General features: G+C 62.1%; 16 protein-coding genes. 7 read left to right on the forward strand and 9 right to left on the reverse strand.

What is annotated here, in order from left to right:
* Nucleotides 1-48: 48 nt before the first annotated feature.
* Together QRN36_RS19920 and QRN36_RS19925 are read right to left on the reverse strand one after the other, a co-directional pair.
* Nucleotides 49-1,050, reverse strand: a complete 1,002-nt coding sequence (locus tag QRN36_RS19920; protein WP_285425647.1) for a FecR family protein — start codon at nt 1,048-1,050, stop codon at nt 49-51.
* A gap of 49 nt (nt 1,051-1,099) precedes the next feature.
* Nucleotides 1,100-1,600, reverse strand: coding sequence for a sigma-70 family RNA polymerase sigma factor (locus tag QRN36_RS19925; protein WP_285425648.1), 501 nt, complete (start codon nt 1,598-1,600; stop codon nt 1,100-1,102).
* 632 nt (nt 1,601-2,232) lie between these two features.
* Between QRN36_RS19925 and QRN36_RS19930 the strand changes: the two genes are divergently transcribed.
* Nucleotides 2,233-2,442, forward strand: coding sequence for a hypothetical protein (locus tag QRN36_RS19930; RefSeq protein WP_285425649.1), 210 nt, complete (start codon nt 2,233-2,235; stop codon nt 2,440-2,442).
* A gap of 124 nt (nt 2,443-2,566) precedes the next feature.
* On the opposite strand, the gene katG is transcribed toward QRN36_RS19930, so the two are convergent.
* A complete protein-coding gene (katG, locus tag QRN36_RS19935; RefSeq protein ID WP_285425650.1) occupies nt 2,567-4,834 on the reverse strand; it encodes a catalase/peroxidase HPI in 2,268 nt (755 codons plus the stop codon).
* A 412-nt stretch (nt 4,835-5,246) separates the two neighbouring features.
* Between katG and QRN36_RS19940 the strand changes: the two genes are divergently transcribed.
* Complete coding sequence (locus QRN36_RS19940) at nt 5,247-5,681, forward strand: GNAT family N-acetyltransferase (RefSeq protein ID WP_285425651.1); 435 nt, start codon at nt 5,247-5,249, stop codon at nt 5,679-5,681.
* Between the two features lie 32 nt (nt 5,682-5,713).
* Here the strand turns inward: QRN36_RS19940 and QRN36_RS19945 are convergent, their stop codons facing one another.
* Nucleotides 5,714-6,595, reverse strand: coding sequence for a DMT family transporter (locus QRN36_RS19945; RefSeq protein WP_285425652.1), 882 nt, complete (start codon nt 6,593-6,595; stop codon nt 5,714-5,716).
* A gap of 136 nt (nt 6,596-6,731) precedes the next feature.
* Entirely contained in the window at nt 6,732-7,442 is a 711-nt protein-coding gene (locus QRN36_RS19950; RefSeq protein WP_285425653.1) for a TerC family protein, read from the reverse strand.
* Between the two features lie 553 nt (nt 7,443-7,995).
* Here QRN36_RS19950 and QRN36_RS19955 point away from each other — a divergent pair.
* On the forward strand, nt 7,996-9,711 hold the full coding sequence (locus tag QRN36_RS19955; protein WP_285425654.1) for an amidase: 1,716 nt from the start codon (nt 7,996-7,998) through the stop codon (nt 9,709-9,711).
* Nucleotides 9,712-10,028: 317 nt separating this feature from the next.
* Nucleotides 10,029-10,868, forward strand: a complete 840-nt coding sequence (gene yghU / locus QRN36_RS19960) for a glutathione-dependent disulfide-bond oxidoreductase (protein ID WP_285425655.1) — start codon at nt 10,029-10,031, stop codon at nt 10,866-10,868.
* A gap of 45 nt (nt 10,869-10,913) precedes the next feature.
* Here the strand turns inward: yghU and QRN36_RS19965 are convergent, their stop codons facing one another.
* Nucleotides 10,914-11,774: an aldo/keto reductase family oxidoreductase gene (locus tag QRN36_RS19965; protein WP_285425656.1), complete on the reverse strand. Its 861-nt coding sequence runs from the start codon at nt 11,772-11,774 to the stop codon at nt 10,914-10,916.
* Nucleotides 11,775-11,874: 100 nt separating this feature from the next.
* On the opposite strand from QRN36_RS19965, the gene QRN36_RS19970 reads away from it, so the two are divergent.
* Nucleotides 11,875-12,774: a LysR family transcriptional regulator gene (locus QRN36_RS19970; protein ID WP_285425657.1), complete on the forward strand. Its 900-nt coding sequence runs from the start codon at nt 11,875-11,877 to the stop codon at nt 12,772-12,774.
* A gap of 17 nt (nt 12,775-12,791) precedes the next feature.
* On the opposite strand, the gene QRN36_RS19975 is transcribed toward QRN36_RS19970, so the two are convergent.
* From QRN36_RS19975 to QRN36_RS19985, 3 genes are all read right to left on the reverse strand, one after another.
* The gene (locus tag QRN36_RS19975) at nt 12,792-14,027 is read right to left on the reverse strand and encodes an MFS transporter (protein ID WP_285425658.1); all 1,236 of its coding nucleotides are present in this window, start codon (nt 14,025-14,027) and stop codon (nt 12,792-12,794) included.
* 125 nt (nt 14,028-14,152) lie between these two features.
* Nucleotides 14,153-15,013 (reverse strand): N-acyl homoserine lactonase family protein, encoded by an 861-nt coding sequence (locus QRN36_RS19980; protein ID WP_285425659.1) that lies wholly within the window; start codon nt 15,011-15,013, stop codon nt 14,153-14,155.
* A 242-nt stretch (nt 15,014-15,255) separates the two neighbouring features.
* Complete coding sequence (locus QRN36_RS19985) at nt 15,256-15,804, reverse strand: TetR/AcrR family transcriptional regulator (RefSeq protein WP_285425660.1); 549 nt, start codon at nt 15,802-15,804, stop codon at nt 15,256-15,258.
* A 239-nt stretch (nt 15,805-16,043) separates the two neighbouring features.
* On the opposite strand from QRN36_RS19985, the gene QRN36_RS19990 reads away from it, so the two are divergent.
* A complete protein-coding gene (locus QRN36_RS19990; protein WP_285425661.1) occupies nt 16,044-17,057 on the forward strand; it encodes a LysR family transcriptional regulator in 1,014 nt (337 codons plus the stop codon).
* A 92-nt stretch (nt 17,058-17,149) separates the two neighbouring features.
* Nucleotides 17,150-17,686 carry a carboxymuconolactone decarboxylase family protein gene (locus QRN36_RS19995; protein ID WP_093467359.1) on the forward strand — a complete coding sequence of 179 codons (537 nt, stop codon included), beginning with the start codon at nt 17,150-17,152 and terminating at the stop codon, nt 17,684-17,686.
* Nucleotides 17,687-17,714 lie beyond the last annotated feature (28 nt).

A 17,714-nucleotide genomic window follows, 5' to 3' on the forward strand; every position in this document is an offset into this window, starting at 1 on the left:
GCAATCGCAGTTGGACAAGAAGACGAAGGACGCTGAAAAAACCTGAATCTATCGCGAAAATATTTCCTGACTGCCGTCGGCCAGGGTTCTGACGGCGACCGGCAGGATGCTTGGCAAGGCTCGCAACAGCGCGTCCGTGTCGTCGGACTTGAACACGCTGGTCAGGCGCAGACCGGCGGTTTTTCCTTGGGCAACCCGCAACGGTTTTTCCCGGTAACGGGACACCTCGGCCACCACGTCACTCAGCGTGGCATTGTCGAATACCAGTTTGCCCCTGCGCCAGGCGGTAATCGCTGCCGTGTTCACCGAAGCCGCCGGCGTCACGTTGCCGGCGGCGTCGATGCTTGAACCCAGTCCGGCCGTGAGCGTGACCTGATTGCCCGGCTCCGCATCGCGGCCTTTGACCTTGACCGTGCCGGATTCCACGACCACAGAGGTCCGCGCCTGATCGCGTCGAACATCGAAGCGAGTGCCGGTGACCGTTACCGTGCCGTTACCGGTCTGCACCACGAATGGCCGCGAGGTGTCGTGCTCGACACTGAACATGGCCTCGCCCTGAACCAGTTCGACCTGCCGGCGCTTGTTGAAGAATTGCACATTGATGCGTGTGCGCGCGTTGAGATCGAGCACTGAACCGTCGGGCAGCGCCACCTGCCGCCGCTCGCCAGTCACCGTCGCGAATTCGGCACTGTAATCAGGCTGCCGGTTCAGGCCGACGTACGCACCCCCTGCCACTACCATCGCCACCAGACTGGCAGCGACCGCGTATCGGATGAATGATCGACGCGTCGTTGAGGGCACCGGCAACGCTGCAGGCGCGTCGGCTGTGCAGAGCGCCTGAAGGCGTGCATCGGGCAACAGATCCACCGCGCCCCAGAGATTCTGCAGCAAGCGGAACTCATGGGCATGCTGGTCATGCTGAGCGAGCCAGGTCTGGAAGCCGGCATGCTCTTCCGGGGAGAGGGCACCGTCGCGCGACCGGGCAAACCAGAAGGCCGCCTGATCCCGCACGGCATCTGCGCCGCATGCGCACTCACGGTCCATCGTCATGAAAAATCCCGGGCAGATAGAAGGCGGGCATGTTCCCGCAGGCAATGCTTCATGGCAGCGACGAATCCAGCCGGTCGCGCAAATGGCGAAGCGTGCGGATCATATACTTTTCCACCATGTTTTTGCTCAGCCCCAGTCGCTCGGCGATTTCAAGCTGCGTCAGGCCTTCAAGCTTCTGCCAGATGAACACCTTGCGACAGTTGAGCGGCAACTCGGCCAGCGCACGCTCGATGGAATCCGCCAGCTGAATGGCATGCATGAAGGCTTCAGGGTCGTCTGCCTGGGTGACCGCATGGTCGTGGGATTCTCGCTCCAGTTCCGAACGCCGGTCCTCTCGACGCCAGGTGTCGACGGCGATATTGCGCGCAGTCTGGTGCAGATAGGCACGTGGTTGCTCGACGCTCGCTGCCCCCGATTCCAGAACCCGCACGAAGGCGTCATGGGTCAGGTCTTCTGCCTGATGACGGTTTTTCAGACGACGGGTCCACGTGCCCACGAGCTCTTCGTAATGATCAAGAAAGCCTTTGCCACGGGGCAGCTTGAGAGTCATGGGTCGGCGACAGTGGAGGGGCGGAGGGCGCGAATAATAATGGTTCTTATTAAAGCGTGCAATCCGCTCCAGAGCCCGCCGATCAAGTCGGAGAGATGGTCGCCAGTACACCGATCATCAAAGTCAACGCCAGAAAACCAACCAGAAAAATTGCGAGCTTGGCCATGAGGCCTCCTACACGAAGTTTGCGGTACAGAAGAATTCGAGCCAGGTGCAGCGTTCCGGTCAGGCTCGAAGAGATGGCCGGGATTGAGCTCATTGTCGGCCGCGCATCTGTTTCAGTACAGATTCAGCTAACGGTAAAAAATACGGATCAGATGAGCGCTGGGCAGCTGTCGGCGTGTCTGAATCGGCGTTGAGGCGCGCTTGCACCTGACCATTGCGCCCTCGCCGGCCGCGGCGACGCAGCGGATTGACGGCCACCCGCGGCCCAGAGCATTGGCGCCCGGATCTGCGGCCTGGCATGAAGGAGATACTTCATAAAAAAGCTGAAACGGTTGGAATTTCCGTCAGCGGCGACGCTCGAACAGAAGACCATGGCCTTTTGCCGTTACGCCGGCCGCAGTGGGTACAACGTTCCAGCACATCATTCACTTCTCTGACGCATTCGGTCAGTGCACGAGGACCAGGTTATGCAAAACAGCGAAATCACCCCGACATTGCTTCACGCCATGTTGAAGAATCAAAGCGCCCTCACCGACGCCCTGCAGGGCATTGCCAACTGGATCGAAGACCAGAATGGTTCGGTGGTTGCCTTCTCGGTCAGAGAGTCACTGCGTTCGATCGAAGAAAACCGCAAAGTCATCGGCACCTGCATCAGCCAGCTGATGAACCCGAACTGACACTTTCACCTCGAAAAGCCCCTTTTCGACAGGACCCGATCGGCTCGTCCCCATGAAAAAGCCCGGTCAACGGCGCGCCGATGCAAGGGCGGCCGGTGACCGGGCTTGGGTCCTCAAGGCAATGTCAGTGAAGATCGAAGCGGTCCAGATTCATCACTTTCGTCCACACCGCAACGAAGTCTTTGACGAATTTGTCTTGCGCGTCTGCGCTGGCGTACACCTCGGCGATGGCGCGCAGTTGCGCGTGAGAGCCAAACACCAGATCCACCCGGGTGCCGGTCCACTTGACCTCGCCGGTCTTGCGGTCCCTTGCCTCGAACGTGTCTTGGGTGTCTGACGTCGCTTTCCACTCAACGGCCATGTCCAGCAGGTTCTTGAAGAAGTCGTTGGTCAAGGCCCCGGTCCGATCGGTCAGCACCCCATGCCTGCTCTGCCCGACATTGATGTCGAGCACCCGCAACCCACCCAGCAGCACGGTCATTTCGGGGGCGGTCAGCGTCAGCAACTGCGCCTTGTCGACAAGCAGCTTTTCAGCCGACACCGTGTATTGCCCTTTCAGATAGTTGCGGAAGCCGTCGGCAATGGGTTCAAGAAAACCGAACGACTCCACGTCGGTCTGCTCCTGCGAAGCGTCCATGCGCCCGGGCGTGAACGGCACCGTGACAGCGTGGCCGGCATTTTTGGCAGCCTGCTCGACCCCCGCACTCCCTGCCAGCACGATCAGGTCCGCCAGAGAGACTTTCTTGCCGCTCGACGCACTGTTGAACTCGCGCTGAACGCCCTCAAGCACGCCCAACACTTTAGCCAGTTGCTCAGGCTGGTTGGCCGGCCAGTCTTTCTGCGGCGCCAGGCGCAGCCGCCCGCCATTGGCACCACCGCGCTTGTCGGAACCGCGGAAGGTCGAAGCGGCCGCCCACGCCGTGGACACCAGTTGTGAGACGGAAAGCCCGGCGGCGAGGATTTTGCTTTTCAGCGCGGCGACATCGTTGTCGTCCACCACGGCATGATCACGCTCAGGAATCGGGTCCTGCCAGAGCAATTCTTCAGCCGGCATTTCCGGGCCGAGGTAGCGCGCCAGTGGCCCCATGTCGCGGTGCGTCAGCTTGAACCAGGCGCGAGCGAAGGCGTCGGTGAGCTGCTCCGGATTGTCGCGAAAGCGACGGGCAATCTGCTCGTACGTCGGGTCGAAACGCAGTGCCAGGTCGGAGGTCAGCATGCGTGGTTCCTGCCGCTTGGCAGGATCATGGGCATGAGGAATCTGTCCGGCACCGGCGCCGCCCTTCGGCTTCCACTGATGCGCCCCGGCCGGGCTTTTGGTCAGCTCCCAGTCGAAGGCGAACAGGTTTTCCAGGTACTCGTTGCTCCACTGGGTAGGCGTTGAAGTCCAGGTCACTTCCAGACCGCTGGTAATGGTGTCGGCGCCTTTGCCGCTGCCAAACGAATTGCGCCAGCCAAGCCCCTGCTCTTCGAGCCCGGCCGCTTCCGGCTCCGGACCGACGTTATCGGCGGGCCCTGCGCCGTGGGTCTTGCCGAAGGCGTGGCCACCGGCGATCAACGCGACGGTTTCCTCGTCATTCATCGCCATGCGGCCGAAAGTCTCGCGGATGTCGTTGGCGGACTCCGCCGGATCAGGCACGCCTTCCGGGCCTTCGGGGTTCACGTAGATCAGCCCCATCTGCACGGCGGCGAGCGGGTTTTCCAGGTTTCGCGGTCCGGACAGGGTGCGGCTTTCTTCTTCGCCATGCTTTTGCGGCTCCGCAACCAGATCGCCATGTCCGGGCTGTTCCATGTCCTTGTGCGCGCCGTAGCGGTCCTCGCCGCCGAGCCAGGTGGTTTCCGCGCCCCAGTAAACGTCTTCGTCCGGTTCCCACACATCAGGGCGTCCGCCGGAATATCCGAACGTCTTGAAGCCCATGGTTTCCAGCGCGACGTTACCCGTGAGGACGATCAGATCGGCCCAGGAGATCTTGCGCCCGTACTTCTGCTTGACCGGCCAGATCAGCCGCCGCGCCTTGTCCAGGCTCACGTTGTCGGGCCAGCTGTTGAGGGGCGCAAAGCGCTGCTGCCCGGCCCCCGCGCCGCCGCGCCCGTCGCCTGTGCGGTAGGTGCCTGCACTGTGCCAGGCCATGCGCACGAACAGCGGGCCATAGTGCCCGAAGTCCGCCGGCCACCAGTCCTGGGAACGGGTCATGACCTCGCGCAGGTCCTGTTTCACTGCCTCGAAGTCCAGACTCTTGAACTCTTTGGCGTAGTCAAACGCCTCGTCCATGGGGTCGGACAAGGACGAATGCTGATGAAGAATTTTAAGGTTCAGTTGGTTCGGCCACCAGTCACGGTTCGTGGTGCCACCGCCGGCCGCGTGATTGAAAGGGCATTTCGATTCTGTTGCCATGATGGGTCTACCTTTGGTCGTGTTCACCTGGCGCCCGCCGCTGCGCAGCCAGGACGACCATGGGTGAACTCAGTAGCAGAGAGTGCGGCCAGCCGGCACATCGTCCAGTCAGGCCGGTCATGAAGCACAGCGGATCGACGAAATGATCGCCGAAACCCGGTTTCACGACCCAGGCAGCAAGCTTGAGCTCATTCTTATCTCCTTATCAGGTTCGAACCGGTCGGACTTCGGCCGACGCAGCATCAAGACTAGCCGCCTTCGGCCAGACTTCTAATAGCCAGAGCATTGATCGGTAATAGAGGGAGTCTTTCAGCGACGGCGAGCCAGAGCCCAACCCGGTGCCAGGCGCGTCATGACCGGCTTTGGGTCACTCTGCTAATCTGCACGGCCGACCTTCATGCAGGCTGCGCCAATGATCAATATCCGCACCATGACCATGGACGACTACGACAATGTCATCGACCTCATGCGCCACACGCCGGGCATCTCCCTGCGCGATGCGGATTCACGCGAGGCAACGATGCGATATCTGCAGCGAAATCCCGGCATGAGCTTCGTCGCCGAGGCCGAATCGGGCCTCTGCGGCTGCGTCATGTGCGGGCACGACGGGCGACGCGGGTATTTGCAGCACCTGTTGGTGCTCCCGCAGTTTCGCCGTCAGGGCATCGGCGATGCACTGGTCAAGCGTTGCCTGGCCAGCCTGGAAGAACAGGGCGTGCATAAATGCCACCTCGATGTGCTGAAGACCAATGAGTCCGCCGCTCGCCACTGGCATAACCGGGGCTGGCAACTGAGGCGCGACATCGACCGGTATTCGTTCACCCGTCCAGGCAACGAAAACGCCTGAACGGCGTATGGCCGGGCCTGGGTGCCCGTCCCCTACTGCGCAGCAGCCGCGGGCTGGCGTCTGCCATACACCAGCAGGCCGCTGATGAAAATCAGGCCGATGCCGAACACCGAACTGGCGACCGGGTAATTGCCGAACAGCAGGATGCCGTAGATCGTCGCAAAGATGATCTGCAGGTAACCCAGCGGCGCCAGCACCGACGAGGACGCAAACCGGTAGGATTGCGCCATCAGGAAATGCGCGCACAGGCCGAGCCCGCCCAGCACCAGCAACAGTCCCACTTGCAGCCAGTCGGGTTGCGCCCAGTAAAACGGCACGATGACGCTCAGGATCAGCGTGCTGAACACGCCCACGTAAAAACTGCACACCGAGGGGCTGTCGGTCTCACTGGCCAGCTGGGTGAGCAGTTGGTACAACGCGAAAAACAGCGCCGTGGCCAGCGGAAACAGCATCCACAGCGTGAACGAATCGCTGGCCGGATTGATGATCACCAGCACGCCGATGAACCCGAGCACCACCGACAGCCATTGCAAACGGTCAGCCTTGATGCCGAAGAAAAACGGCGACAGGATCGTGACGAACGCAGGCGCGAGAAACACCAGCGCGGTGGATTCGGCGATCGGGACGTGGGTCAGGCCAAACAGAAAAGTCAGGCTGTCGGCCAGCAGACAGACCGCCCGGAGCAAATGCAGCCATGGCCGTCGGGTGTGGAACACCTTTTCACCCTTGCTGCGCAAAATCACCGTGGTCACCAGCGCCGAATGCACCAGGTAGCGCGCCCAGGCCACGAAGATCACCGGGAGCGAGAAGATCAGCGTCTTGGAAATGGCGTCATGACTGGCAAACACCAGCGCCACGCCGGCCATTAACCACATGCCGATGACGTGACGGTGGGAACGGTGGTCGGAAGTCATTTCAGCGCCTGATGGTCGAAGGAGTGCCGAATACACACTGAAGGGTCTGGCACGTCAAGGGCCCGCTGGCGCAAATGCAGCAGGCTTGAACGCAAATGCAGCCTGTCTCCCGCCTGGCAGGCCCGACGAGCGCTGATCAGCTGCGCTCCGGGTCGCCTTCGGCCTGCTCGACGTTGCGCTGACTTCTGCGCCCCAGGCCGATGCCGGTCAACACCACGAGCACGGCGGCAATCCCGCTGGCCGCCCAGTGCAGCCACGCAGCATCCGGCAGATAAGGCTGCAGCGACGGGTCACTGATCGCCATACCGCCAGCGATCCAGCCGATCAGCCCGCCGCCGGCGATCACCAGCCAGCTGAAGCGTGCCATCACCGCCAGCACGAAACGACTACCGATGACGATGATCGGGATACTGACGACGACCCCCGCCGCCACCAGATACACATTGCCGTTACCGGCTGCGGCCACGGCCAGTACGTTGTCCAGCGACATCACGACGTCGGCGACGATCACGGTCCTGATCGCCGTCCACAGCCGCGTGCCGCCGTCGATCTGCTCCTCGCCCTCCTCCTGATTGGCGGCCAGCTTGATGCCGATCCATAACAGCAGCGCGGCGCCGATCAGCTTCAGAAACGGCAACGCCAGCAGGTGAACGGCGAAGAACAGCATGACGATGCGCAGCAGGATCGCCCCCAGCATGCCTCCGTAAATGGCTTTGATCTGCAACTCGCGAGGCAGGCGACGGCACGCCATTGCGATGACCACTGCGTTGTCGCCGCCCAGCAGCAGATCGATGAGGACGATCTGTGCCAGGGCGGTCCAGATGAACGGATCTTGAAGCCAGGCCATGGGCGAGAAACCTTGTCGAACGCGTAAAGGAAAAGGTGCCCGCTCAACAGCATGAGCCGGTCAAATGAGACCACCGGCGAGCGCCCTTGCCTTCGCGCTGGCGCTTTATCGCGGGCAATAAAAAACCCGCATGAGCGGGTTCTTTTATATCAACACCATTCCAACGTCCTGTCAGTAGCCTTCCGGGCAAATGGTCGATCATCCATGACCAGCAAAGCACATCCAGCGCCTCGGTCGATGGATCCAATACTGAGCTTCTCGGGGCCGCCCGTACAGGGCGAGTTGGCTCCCTGTCGTGTAAGCCTTTTGCCATAGCGAATGGCGGCAATCGCCCGCGTCATGCGCAAGCTGCAAGGTGAAGGCATAATAGGCGCCATCTGAACGCAAGCCTGCCGACCTGTTGCACGCACCACGCAAGGGTCACACGCACAGGCGCGAAACACAGCGCAACGGGAAGCGATATGACACACCGCCTTGAGACACATGACGCCCTGGTCCTCGGGACTCGGGCCGACGCCCTCCTCCGCCCTGCCACTCTGCCGTGGGTGAACGCATGATTGAAGTCACCGAAGCCTCCATCGCCCAACTGCGTGCCGCGCTCGAGTCGGGTCAGACCACGTCGGTCGAACTGGTCCAGGCCTACCTCGCTCGCATCGACGCCTACGATGGCCCGGCAACCGCCACCGCCCTCAATGCGGTCGTGGTGCGCAACCCTGAAGCGCTCAACGAAGCCCGGGCCAGCGACGCGCGCCGGGCCAGCGGCCAGACCCTCGGTCCGCTCGACGGCATTCCCTATACCGCCAAGGACAGTTATCTGGTCAAAGGGCTGACGGCGGCCTCCGGCAGCCCGGCATTCGCGAACCTCGTCGCCTGTCGTGACGCCTTCACCATCGAACGTCTGCGCGCGGGCGGCGCGATCTGTCTGGGCAAGACCAACATGCCGCCGATGGCCAACGGCGGCATGCAGCGCGGCGTGTATGGTCGTGCAGAAAGTCCCTACAACGCTGACTACCTGACCGCACCGTTCGCCTCCGGCTCCTCGAACGGCGCGGGCACGGCGACCGCCGCCAGCTTCTGCGCATTTGGCCTGGCCGAAGAAACCTGGTCCAGCGGACGCGGGCCAGCGTCGAACAATGGCCTGTGCGCCTACACGCCGTCGCGCGGAGTGATTTCGGTACGTGGCAACTGGCCGCTGACACCGACCATGGACGTCGTCGTGCCTTACGCCAGAACCATGGCCGACCTGCTCGAAGTGCTGGATGTCGTGGTCGCCGAAGACCCGGACAAACGCGGCGACCTGTGGCGCCTGCAGCCCTGGGTGCCGATTCCGTCGGTTGCCTCCGTGCGACCTCAGTCCTACGCAGCGCTGGCCACCGGGAGCGAAGCGCTCGCCGGTAAACGCTTCGGCATCCCGCGCATGTACATCAATGGCGATCCCGAGGCGGGTACCTCAGCCGCGCCTGGCATCGGCGGCCCGACCGGGCAGCGCATCAACACCCGAGCGTCGGTGATCGATCTGTGGGAGCAGGCGCGCAAGGCGCTGGTGGCCCATGGCGCCGAGGTGATCGATGTGGATTTCCCGCTGGTGTCCAATTGCGAGGGGGATCGTCCCGGCGCGCCGACCGTGTTCAATCGCGGTCTGGTGTCGAAAGCGTTTCTGCACCATGAACTGTGGGACCTGACCGCCTGGGCCTTCGACGATTTCCTGCAGGCCAATGGCGACCCGAACCTGAACCGGCTGGTGGATGTGGACGGTCCGAAGATCTTCCCTCACGACCCCGGCACCCTGCCCAACCGCGAGGGCGATCTGGCAGCCGGCATGGACGAATACGTCAGGATGGCCGAGCGCGGGATCACGCCGTGGGACCAGATCGACACGCTGCCCGATGGGTTGCGCGGGCTTGAGAAAACCCGGCGCATCGATCTGGAAGAATGGATGGAGCGATTGGGCCTGGACGCCGTGCTGTTTCCCACCGTCGCCGACGTCGGCCCGGCCAACGCCGATGTCGACCCTGCGTCGGCGGACATCGCCTGGAGCAACGGCGTCTGGGTCGCCAACGGCAATCTGGCGATCAGGCACTTGGGCGTGCCGACGGTCACGGTGCCGATGGGCGTGATGGCCGACATCGGCATGCCGGTCGGGCTCACCTTTGCCGGTCGCGCCTACGACGACTCGGCGCTGCTGCGCTTCGCCTCGGCATTCGAGGCGGTGGGCAGCAAGCGAATGATCCCGCCACGCACGCCGCCGCTGTCGAACGTCAGACAGTGACCTGATCAGGATCGGGGCGGCGCACGCCCCGACGCTTTCAATCTCCCTCTCCAAGACGTCGGACGACGGCACGAAAAACAACGTGCCGGCGATCGCCAGGCTGATGTCCGGCAGCCGGTCGCAGGGTCACATTGGCGTGCACTGAGCAACAGATGGAGACAGGTCTTGTCGTTTGATGACAATTCGTGAAACATTTGTCGCCTTCCCGAGGCCAGCGACAGACCCCGCGGTCAACCGCGTGGACGAAACGGTCTCATGATCCGATACGCTGCCGGAACGCTCAGCGTCAGGCGCGTCAAACCTCAGGAGAAGCGTTCATGAGCAAGGCCCCTTACGTACTGCCGAAAGTGTGGAAATACGAAGCGCCTTCCGGCGGTCAGTTCGCCAGCATCAACCGCCCCACCGCAGGGCCGACCCATGAAAAGGTATTGCCGGTGGGCAAGCAGCCATTGCAGCTGTATTCACTGGCCACGCCCAACGGCGTGAAGGTCACGATCCTCCTCGAAGAACTGCTCGCCCTGGGGCACACGGACGCGGAGTACGACGCCTGGCTCATCCGTATCGGTGAGGGCGATCAGTTCGGCAGCGGCTTCGTCGACATCAACCCGAACTCGAAGATTCCGGCACTGCTGGACCGCAGTGTCGAGCCGGCGATCCGGGTGTTCGAATCCGGTTCGATCCTGCTGTACCTGGCAGAAAAATTCGGTGCGTTTCTGCCCGAAGACCCTGCCGGTCGCACCGAGACGCTGAACTGGCTGTTCTGGCAGATGGGCGCCGCGCCGTATCTGGGCGGCGGCTTCGGGCACTTCTTCGCCTACGCGCCTGAGAAGCTGGAATACCCGATCAACCGTTTCACCATGGAGGCCAAGCGGCAACTGGACGTGCTCGACCGACGCCTCGGCGAAAGCCGTTATCTTGCCGGCGAGCACTACACCATCGCCGACATTGCAGTGTGGTCCTGGTACGGCCAGCTGGTGCGCAATACGGTCTATTCGGCTGCTGAGTTCCTTGCCGCGCAGGACTACACCCACGTGCAGCGCTGGGCCGAGGAAATCGCCAACCGGCCTGCGGTGGTTCGCGGTCTGCGGGTCAACCGGACCTGGGGCGAGGAAAGCCAGCAAGTAGCGGAACTGCATTCGGCAGCCGATCTGGACTGACCTTCGCTACCGGCGGGAACCCGCGCCGGGTTCCCGCTGCGGCATTCACGCCGCTTCCAGCTCGGCAAGCAGATCAGCGGGAATCACCCGATCACTGGCGGTGAGGTTTTCGCGCAGATGCGTCACCGATGAAGTGCCAGGGATCAACAGGATATTCGGCGCATGTTGCAGCAGCCAGGCCAGCGCCAGGCAGAGGGGTGAAGTGCCCAGGCGCTCGGCGACGCTGGACAAGGTCTGCGATTGCAATGGCGTGAAGCCTCCCATCGGGAAGAATGGCACGTAGGCGATGCCCTGCTTGCCCAGTTTGGCGATCAGTTGTTCGTCATCGCGATGGGACAGGTTGTAGTGATTCTGCACGCACACCACGTCCGCGATACCCTGAGCCTGCACGACCTGCTGCGCGGTGACATTGCTCAGTCCCAGATGACGAATGAGGCCTTGACGTTGCAGCTCGGCAAGCGCGGTGAACTGCGCTTCGATGGATCCCTCGCCGGGCGCATGCATGTTGCCCCATGCCCTGAAATTCACCACTTCCAGCACATCGACCCCCAGATTGCGCAGGTTGTCATGCACCGCTGACACCAGCTCGGCGGGACGCTGCGCAGGATTCCAGGAGGCGTCCGCGCCACGGGATGCGCCGACTTTCGTCACGATCACCAGATCGTCCGCATAAGGATGCAAGGCCTCGCGGATCAAGCGATTGGTGACGTGCGGCCCATAAAAATCAGACGTATCGATGTGGTTAATGCCGCTGTCGACCGCTTCGCGCAGGACAGCGATCGCCGCCTGTGGGTCTTTCGGCGGCCCGTAGACTTGCGGGCCGGCAAGCTGCATCGCCCCATAGCCCATACGATTGACCGTGCGGTCGCCTAACCGGAAAGTACCCGCTTTGCTCGCTTCGTTCATGCGTAATGCCCTCGTTTTCGGTGTGTGCAGGCACTATAGGCATTGACCACCTTCATGATAATCAGGTGCAATCGGCACGGGTTGTACGGATGAGCGAACAATGGCGACAGACATTCAGGACTTGCTGGCCTTCGTTGCCGTGGTCAACGCGGGCGGTTTCAGGGAAGGTGCGCGGGCGAGCGGGAAGTCAGCCTCCAGCCTGAGCGATGCAGTGCGACGCATGGAGGCACGCATGGGCGTGCGGTTGCTCAACCGGACCACGCGCAGCGTCGCGCCGACCGAAGCGGGGGCGCGCCTGATGGAACGCATCGTGCCGGCACTGGGCGAAGTAGAGTCGGCACTGGACGTGGTCAACGATTTTCGTGACCGGCCCTCCGGAACGCTCAGACTCAATGTGCCGGTCAGCGCGGCGCGGCTGGTGTTGCCGACGCTCATCACGCCTTTCCTGCAAGCCCACCCCGACATTCGTCTGGAAGTGGTGGCCGAAGAAAGCTTCGTCGACATGCTGGCTGCTGGCTGCGATGCCGGTATCCGCTACGACGAGCGTTTGGAACAGGACATGATCGCCGTGCCCATCGGGCCACGCACTCAACGTTTCGCGACCGCAGCCTCGCCGGCCTACCTGGCTGCGCGTGGACGCCCCGGACACCCCAGAGATCTGCTCGAGCACAGTTGCCTGCGCGGTAAATTCCCCAGCGGGGCGATGCCGCTCTGGGAATACGAGCGAGACGGCGAACTCGTCCGCGTCGATCCATCAGGACCGCTGATCGTCAGGATCGGCGGGGCCGTCGATCTGGCCGTGCAGGCGGCTGTCGATGGTCTGGGCATTATCTTTCTGTTCGAGGACTGGCTGCGTCCCTACCTGGACAGCGGCGCGCTGGAGCCTGTCCTCGAACCCTGGTGGCAGCGTTTTTCCGGACCGTTCCTTTACTATCCGGGGCGACGCTACCTGCCCTCTCCGCTGCGTGCGTTCATCGACTTCATCAACGCTCAGCGCTGATCAGTCCCGAAACCCGATCAAACGGGCTCACTCGCCAGCCCTGGCCTGGACATGACAAGCCCGAACATCGCCAGCAGCGCAAGCATGATCACCAGGGATCCGAACACCTGGGCGGTGGCGATGATGTCGATTCCGCTGGCAACCGCGTAGCCGGCGGCGATTGCCGGTGCGCCCATGCCCAGATAGCAGCAGACGAACGCCACCGAGAGCACGCCGGCCAGCTGATGAGCGAGCGCCTTGGCGACGACCAGGCGAATGCCACCCTGGAAACCGGTGCCGAATCCGGCCCCGGCCAGCGCTACGCCACAGAAAAAGACCGTCACCGACTGCGCGTGCAGTGAGGCCAGCGACAACGCCATGCCCGTCAGCAGACCGGCGCTGCCGGCCCAGGACAGCTCGCGCGCGGTTCGCGTTCTGAGGGCCAGAATCGCGACCACGCCGCTGCCGGAAAACACTGCCAGCGCCACGCCTCCCATCAGCGACGCGGGCAAGCCGAAAACGGTTCTGATCAGAGCCGGCCCCAGCGATGCATAAAAGCCTGCCAGCGCCCATCCGGCGACGAACACCGCCGAGGCGACCAGCATGGCACCGCGTACCTGAGGGGGAACCGCAAACTGCGGGATCAATGATCGCAGCATTCCCGACCGCGCCGTGACCGTGTCCCTGATCAACAGCAGCCCCGCGAACTGAGCGATGAAGATGGCGCCCAGTACCGCGAAAACCGTGTGCGTGGGGAACGGCAGAAACTGCACCAGAACACTGCCCACTAGCGCACCCAGCGCGCTGCCGCTGACCGGTGCGATGGCGTTGGCGACTGCCCCGCGCTGTCGGTCGATATCGATCAGGCCGGCCCCGACCGCCGAGACCGCCGCGCCGGTAGACAACCCTTGCAGCACCCGTCCACCGATCAGGTCGCCCAGACCGTCGGCAGTGCCCATCAGATACATCGCGAGCATTTGCGCGAGCGTGGCGACCAGCAGCACTGGCCGCCGTCCGATGTAGTCCGACAGCCTGCCGACCACCAGCAGCGCGACCAGCACCGACAGCGAATACACGCTGAAGATGTAGGTGATCGTCACCGGGGAGAAATGCCACTCGCTCTGGTAAATCGGGTAAATCGGCGTCGGCACGCTCGAACCCGCCAGGAAAGACAGGGTGATCGAGGCCAACAGGTAGAAACGCATGCGGGGCGAAAGACGCTGTTGCGTCGGGAACACGCCAGCAGGCGCCGATTGGGCTGAGATATCACTCATGTTTGCCTCACTTCAGCACAGATGATTGATCAGCAGGCAAGCGCCAGACGCGAAAATCGCCATGCCCACGCTCAAACGCAACACTCGCCAATGGCGGACTGGCGCACTGGCCACGAACGCCATCCTTACGCCCCGATCAGCGGCGAATAGGCGCAGGCTTTGGTGACATCCGCGCGCGGGTTGGAGATGGCGTCGTGCATTAACCCCACCACCTTGCCACCGCTGATCAGGGCCGGAACGTCATGGCTGGGCAGAAGAAATTTGCTGTCGGCCAGCGCGCGTTTGATGGCTTTTTTCTCTTCCAGCGTCGACATCGCACGGTTAGCGGTAATGGTCGGCTCGTGGGCCGCCTGATCGAGAATCGGGTCGATGATTTGGTCTTGCAGGTTGTACGCGATGTCGCCACAGATGTTGGCCATGCCTTCATCGGTTTCGACCAGAATCGACAATGAGCCGGGCGTATGACCGCCGGCCAGTCGCACGGCAACGCCCGGGATGACCTCTTCTTCGAAGGTGCCATCGACATCGAACAGGCGAATCGCGCCTCGGGTGTGCAAGCGGTCAATCAGGTGCTTGGTGTCGGCAGCGGTGTACATCAACGGGCCCATGATGCCCGACGCAGCAAACTCCAGTTCGCGGCGGGAGATGCCCACCGTCGTCGCCATCGGGAACAGATCGGTCATGCCGACATGATCGATGTGTGCGTGGGTGTGCAGGATGTGCCGGATGTCTTGCATCCGCAGGCCGTGCTGAGCGAGATGGTATTCCAGCGTCATCTGCGGCGTGACTTCGTACGGCAGCCCGAATGCCGCGTATTGCTCGACGCTGCGGGAGCCGGTGTCAACCAGAATGGGCTCCTGACCGCCGGTGATCAGAAAGCCCAGCACAGGAATAGTCACCTGCTGGCCGGGGTTGCGGAACATGACCAGACCACTGGAATCAAGCTGCATATTGCCGAGGTTGATCGGGTGGATTTTCAACGCCATGGTGATTCTCCTTACAGATGAATACCTGTTGTCAGGCAAGGCTTCGCCGTCGCCGGGCTGCGAAGCTCGAAGCTGTGGTTGAAAGGCTCATTGGGTGTGGCGCGAGCGGCACGGGCTAACCAGCCAAATGCAGGACCACCTCACGCCGTTTAGAACCGACCGGTTCAATATAGATCGAGTGAACAGCTGTCTGCAACATATACAAACGATTAGTTCAAAACTATTTTGGGTTAGCTTGCCGCTCAGAGCATCCGCACGGCCTGCATGAATTGCCCCACCGGATCGCTGTTTTCAGCCTTTGGCAGGCTGCTTTCAACGCACACCCCGGAGAAAAACGTCATCACGATATCGGCGATGACCTGGGGTGGCAGCGTAGGGTTTTCGGCGCTGATATTCGCGGCGATTTCGGGAAGCAGGCGTCGGTGGCATTCCGCCAGGACGTGACGGATTTCGTCGGAAAGAAGGGCGAATTCGCGCAATGCATTGACCGAGAAACAGCCCACACAACCGCTCTCCTGCGGCTCGCAAAGGCGCAGGAAGCGCTCGACGTTGTACCAGCCCAGCGGCTCCTGCGCCAGAATCCCCAGCGCACCGCGGTTCTGGTAGTAGTACACCAGGGCGTTGAAGAACAGATCCTGCTTGTCCTTGAACTCCGAATAGAGCCCGGATTTGTTGACGCCGGTCGCCTGTTCGAGGTGCTGCAGCGACGTACCGGAGAAGCCGTATTTCCAGAATACCGGCAAGGCTTTTTCGAGGACGGTTTCCCGATTGAATTTCCTGGGTCTGCCCATGACATCTCTCTCGTAAATCAGCGGCAATCAAAAAACATAGTGAACCAATCGGTTTATTATGCTACTTCTTTGCTGGCTGTTTCAGGATTATTTCCGTGAGCCCGCATTCTCGCCTTCTCATTTTCACTGCTGCAGTGAAGCTGCTGGCGTCATGCATGGCTTTTTCAACCACCTGTAATCGCCCAGCATGCCACATGCAACCTTCGCGCAGATGCGTCAGAACGAGAAGATTCACGCCCATGATCCGACTGGATGACCTCGACATCTTCGTAAAAGCCGCTTCGCAGGACAGTTTCTCTGCCGTGGCGCGCAAACTCGACGTGCTGCCGGCGCAGGTCAGTGCTGCGATCAAGCGCCTGGAGCGCGAGCTGGATATTCGCCTGTTCGCCCGCTCTACGCGCAGTCTGCGCCTGACTGCCGAAGGCGAGTTCTATCTGCCGTTCGCCCGCGAAGCGCTGCAGGCGCTGCACGCCGGGCATGAAGGCATTCGCACCGACGAAGACCAGTTGCAAGGCATGTTGCAGATTGCCTGTTCATCCGATCTGGGCCGCAACGTGTTGCTGCCGTGGCTGCTGGAATATCGGCAGAACCACCCAGGCTTCGGATTGCGCCTCTCGGTGTCGGACAAACTGGCGGATGTCTACCGCGAACCGGTGGATGTGGCGATCCGCTACGGCACTCTGCAGGACGCCAATTATGTCTGTCTGCCGCTCATTCCGGACAACCGCCGCGTGTTGGCGGCGTCGCCTTCGTACATCGCCCGACACGGCAAGCCGCACTCCCCTGCCGATCTGATCCACCATGCCTGCCTGCAGTACGAACTGAACGGCAAGGTCTACGACAAGTGGAGATTTCCCACTGCTGACGGCGTCCTGTCGGTGACCGTCAAAGGCCCCGTGATCAGCGATGACGCCGACGTCATCCGACGCAGTGCGCTGGCCGGCCAAGGCATCGTTTACAAGTCATGGCTGGACATCAGCGCGGACGTGAAAAGCGGCGCGCTGGTGGTGCTCTGCACCGATCATCTGAGCGAAGCGTTTCCGCTGAATTTCATCTGCCCGCATCGCAAGCAGTTCTCCCCTGCGATTCGCCAGCTTTACCGCTGGATCAAGGACCGATGCGTTGCGCTGTCGCTTGAAATGCCGCTGTTCACGCGCCCGCCCGACGAAGCCCCAGGCCGCGACGGCATAAGCATCGACAAGGCGTCAACAGCTTTGCCCGTCTGCAACGGCGCTGCTCATACGAAGGACTAGGGTCCACCTTCCGTTGGTACAAGTGTTTCCGCCGGGCCCTTTGCATACAGTTTCACGACGCAATCAACGGCAAACTTCCAGGAGATCGGGCAATGGCACGTTTCACAGCGGTTTCGGCAGATCAGGCAAGCGGCGCAACCGCCGAGGTCTTCGCCAGCATCAAGCAGGCGCTGGGCAAGGTTCCCAACGCGTATGCCACCCTCGGCACCCTGGCGCCAGAAGCGCTGAAGGCGATGCTGGCGGTCGACAAAGTCCTGGCCGGCGGTCCGCTGAGCAAGCAGGATCAGGAAACCGTGAAAGTGGCGATCAGCGAACTGGCCGGTTGCGACTATTGCGTGGCGGCCCACAGCATGGTCGGCAAACTGGTCGGCCTGTCCACCGACGCCCTGCACCAGATCCGCGAAGGTCAGTCGACCGGCGACGCCAGGCGCGATGCGCTGGTGACGTTCGTGCGCTACCTGGCGCTCAATCCCGGCACGCTGCCGCAGGCGCAGGTGGATGCCCTTCTGGAAGCTGGCTACAGCGGCGAAGAGGTCGTGCACATCGCTCTGGCAATCACGGTCATCACGTTCACCAACGTGTTTAACCGGATCAACGATACCGTCGTCGACTTCCCCAAACCTCAATGACACATCAGCAGCATCTGCGCGTTCGAAG

Origin of the sequence: Pseudomonas sp. efr-133-TYG-103a (assembly GCF_030209235.1) — a bacterium.
Classification (GTDB): Bacteria; Pseudomonadota; Gammaproteobacteria; order Pseudomonadales; family Pseudomonadaceae; genus Aquipseudomonas.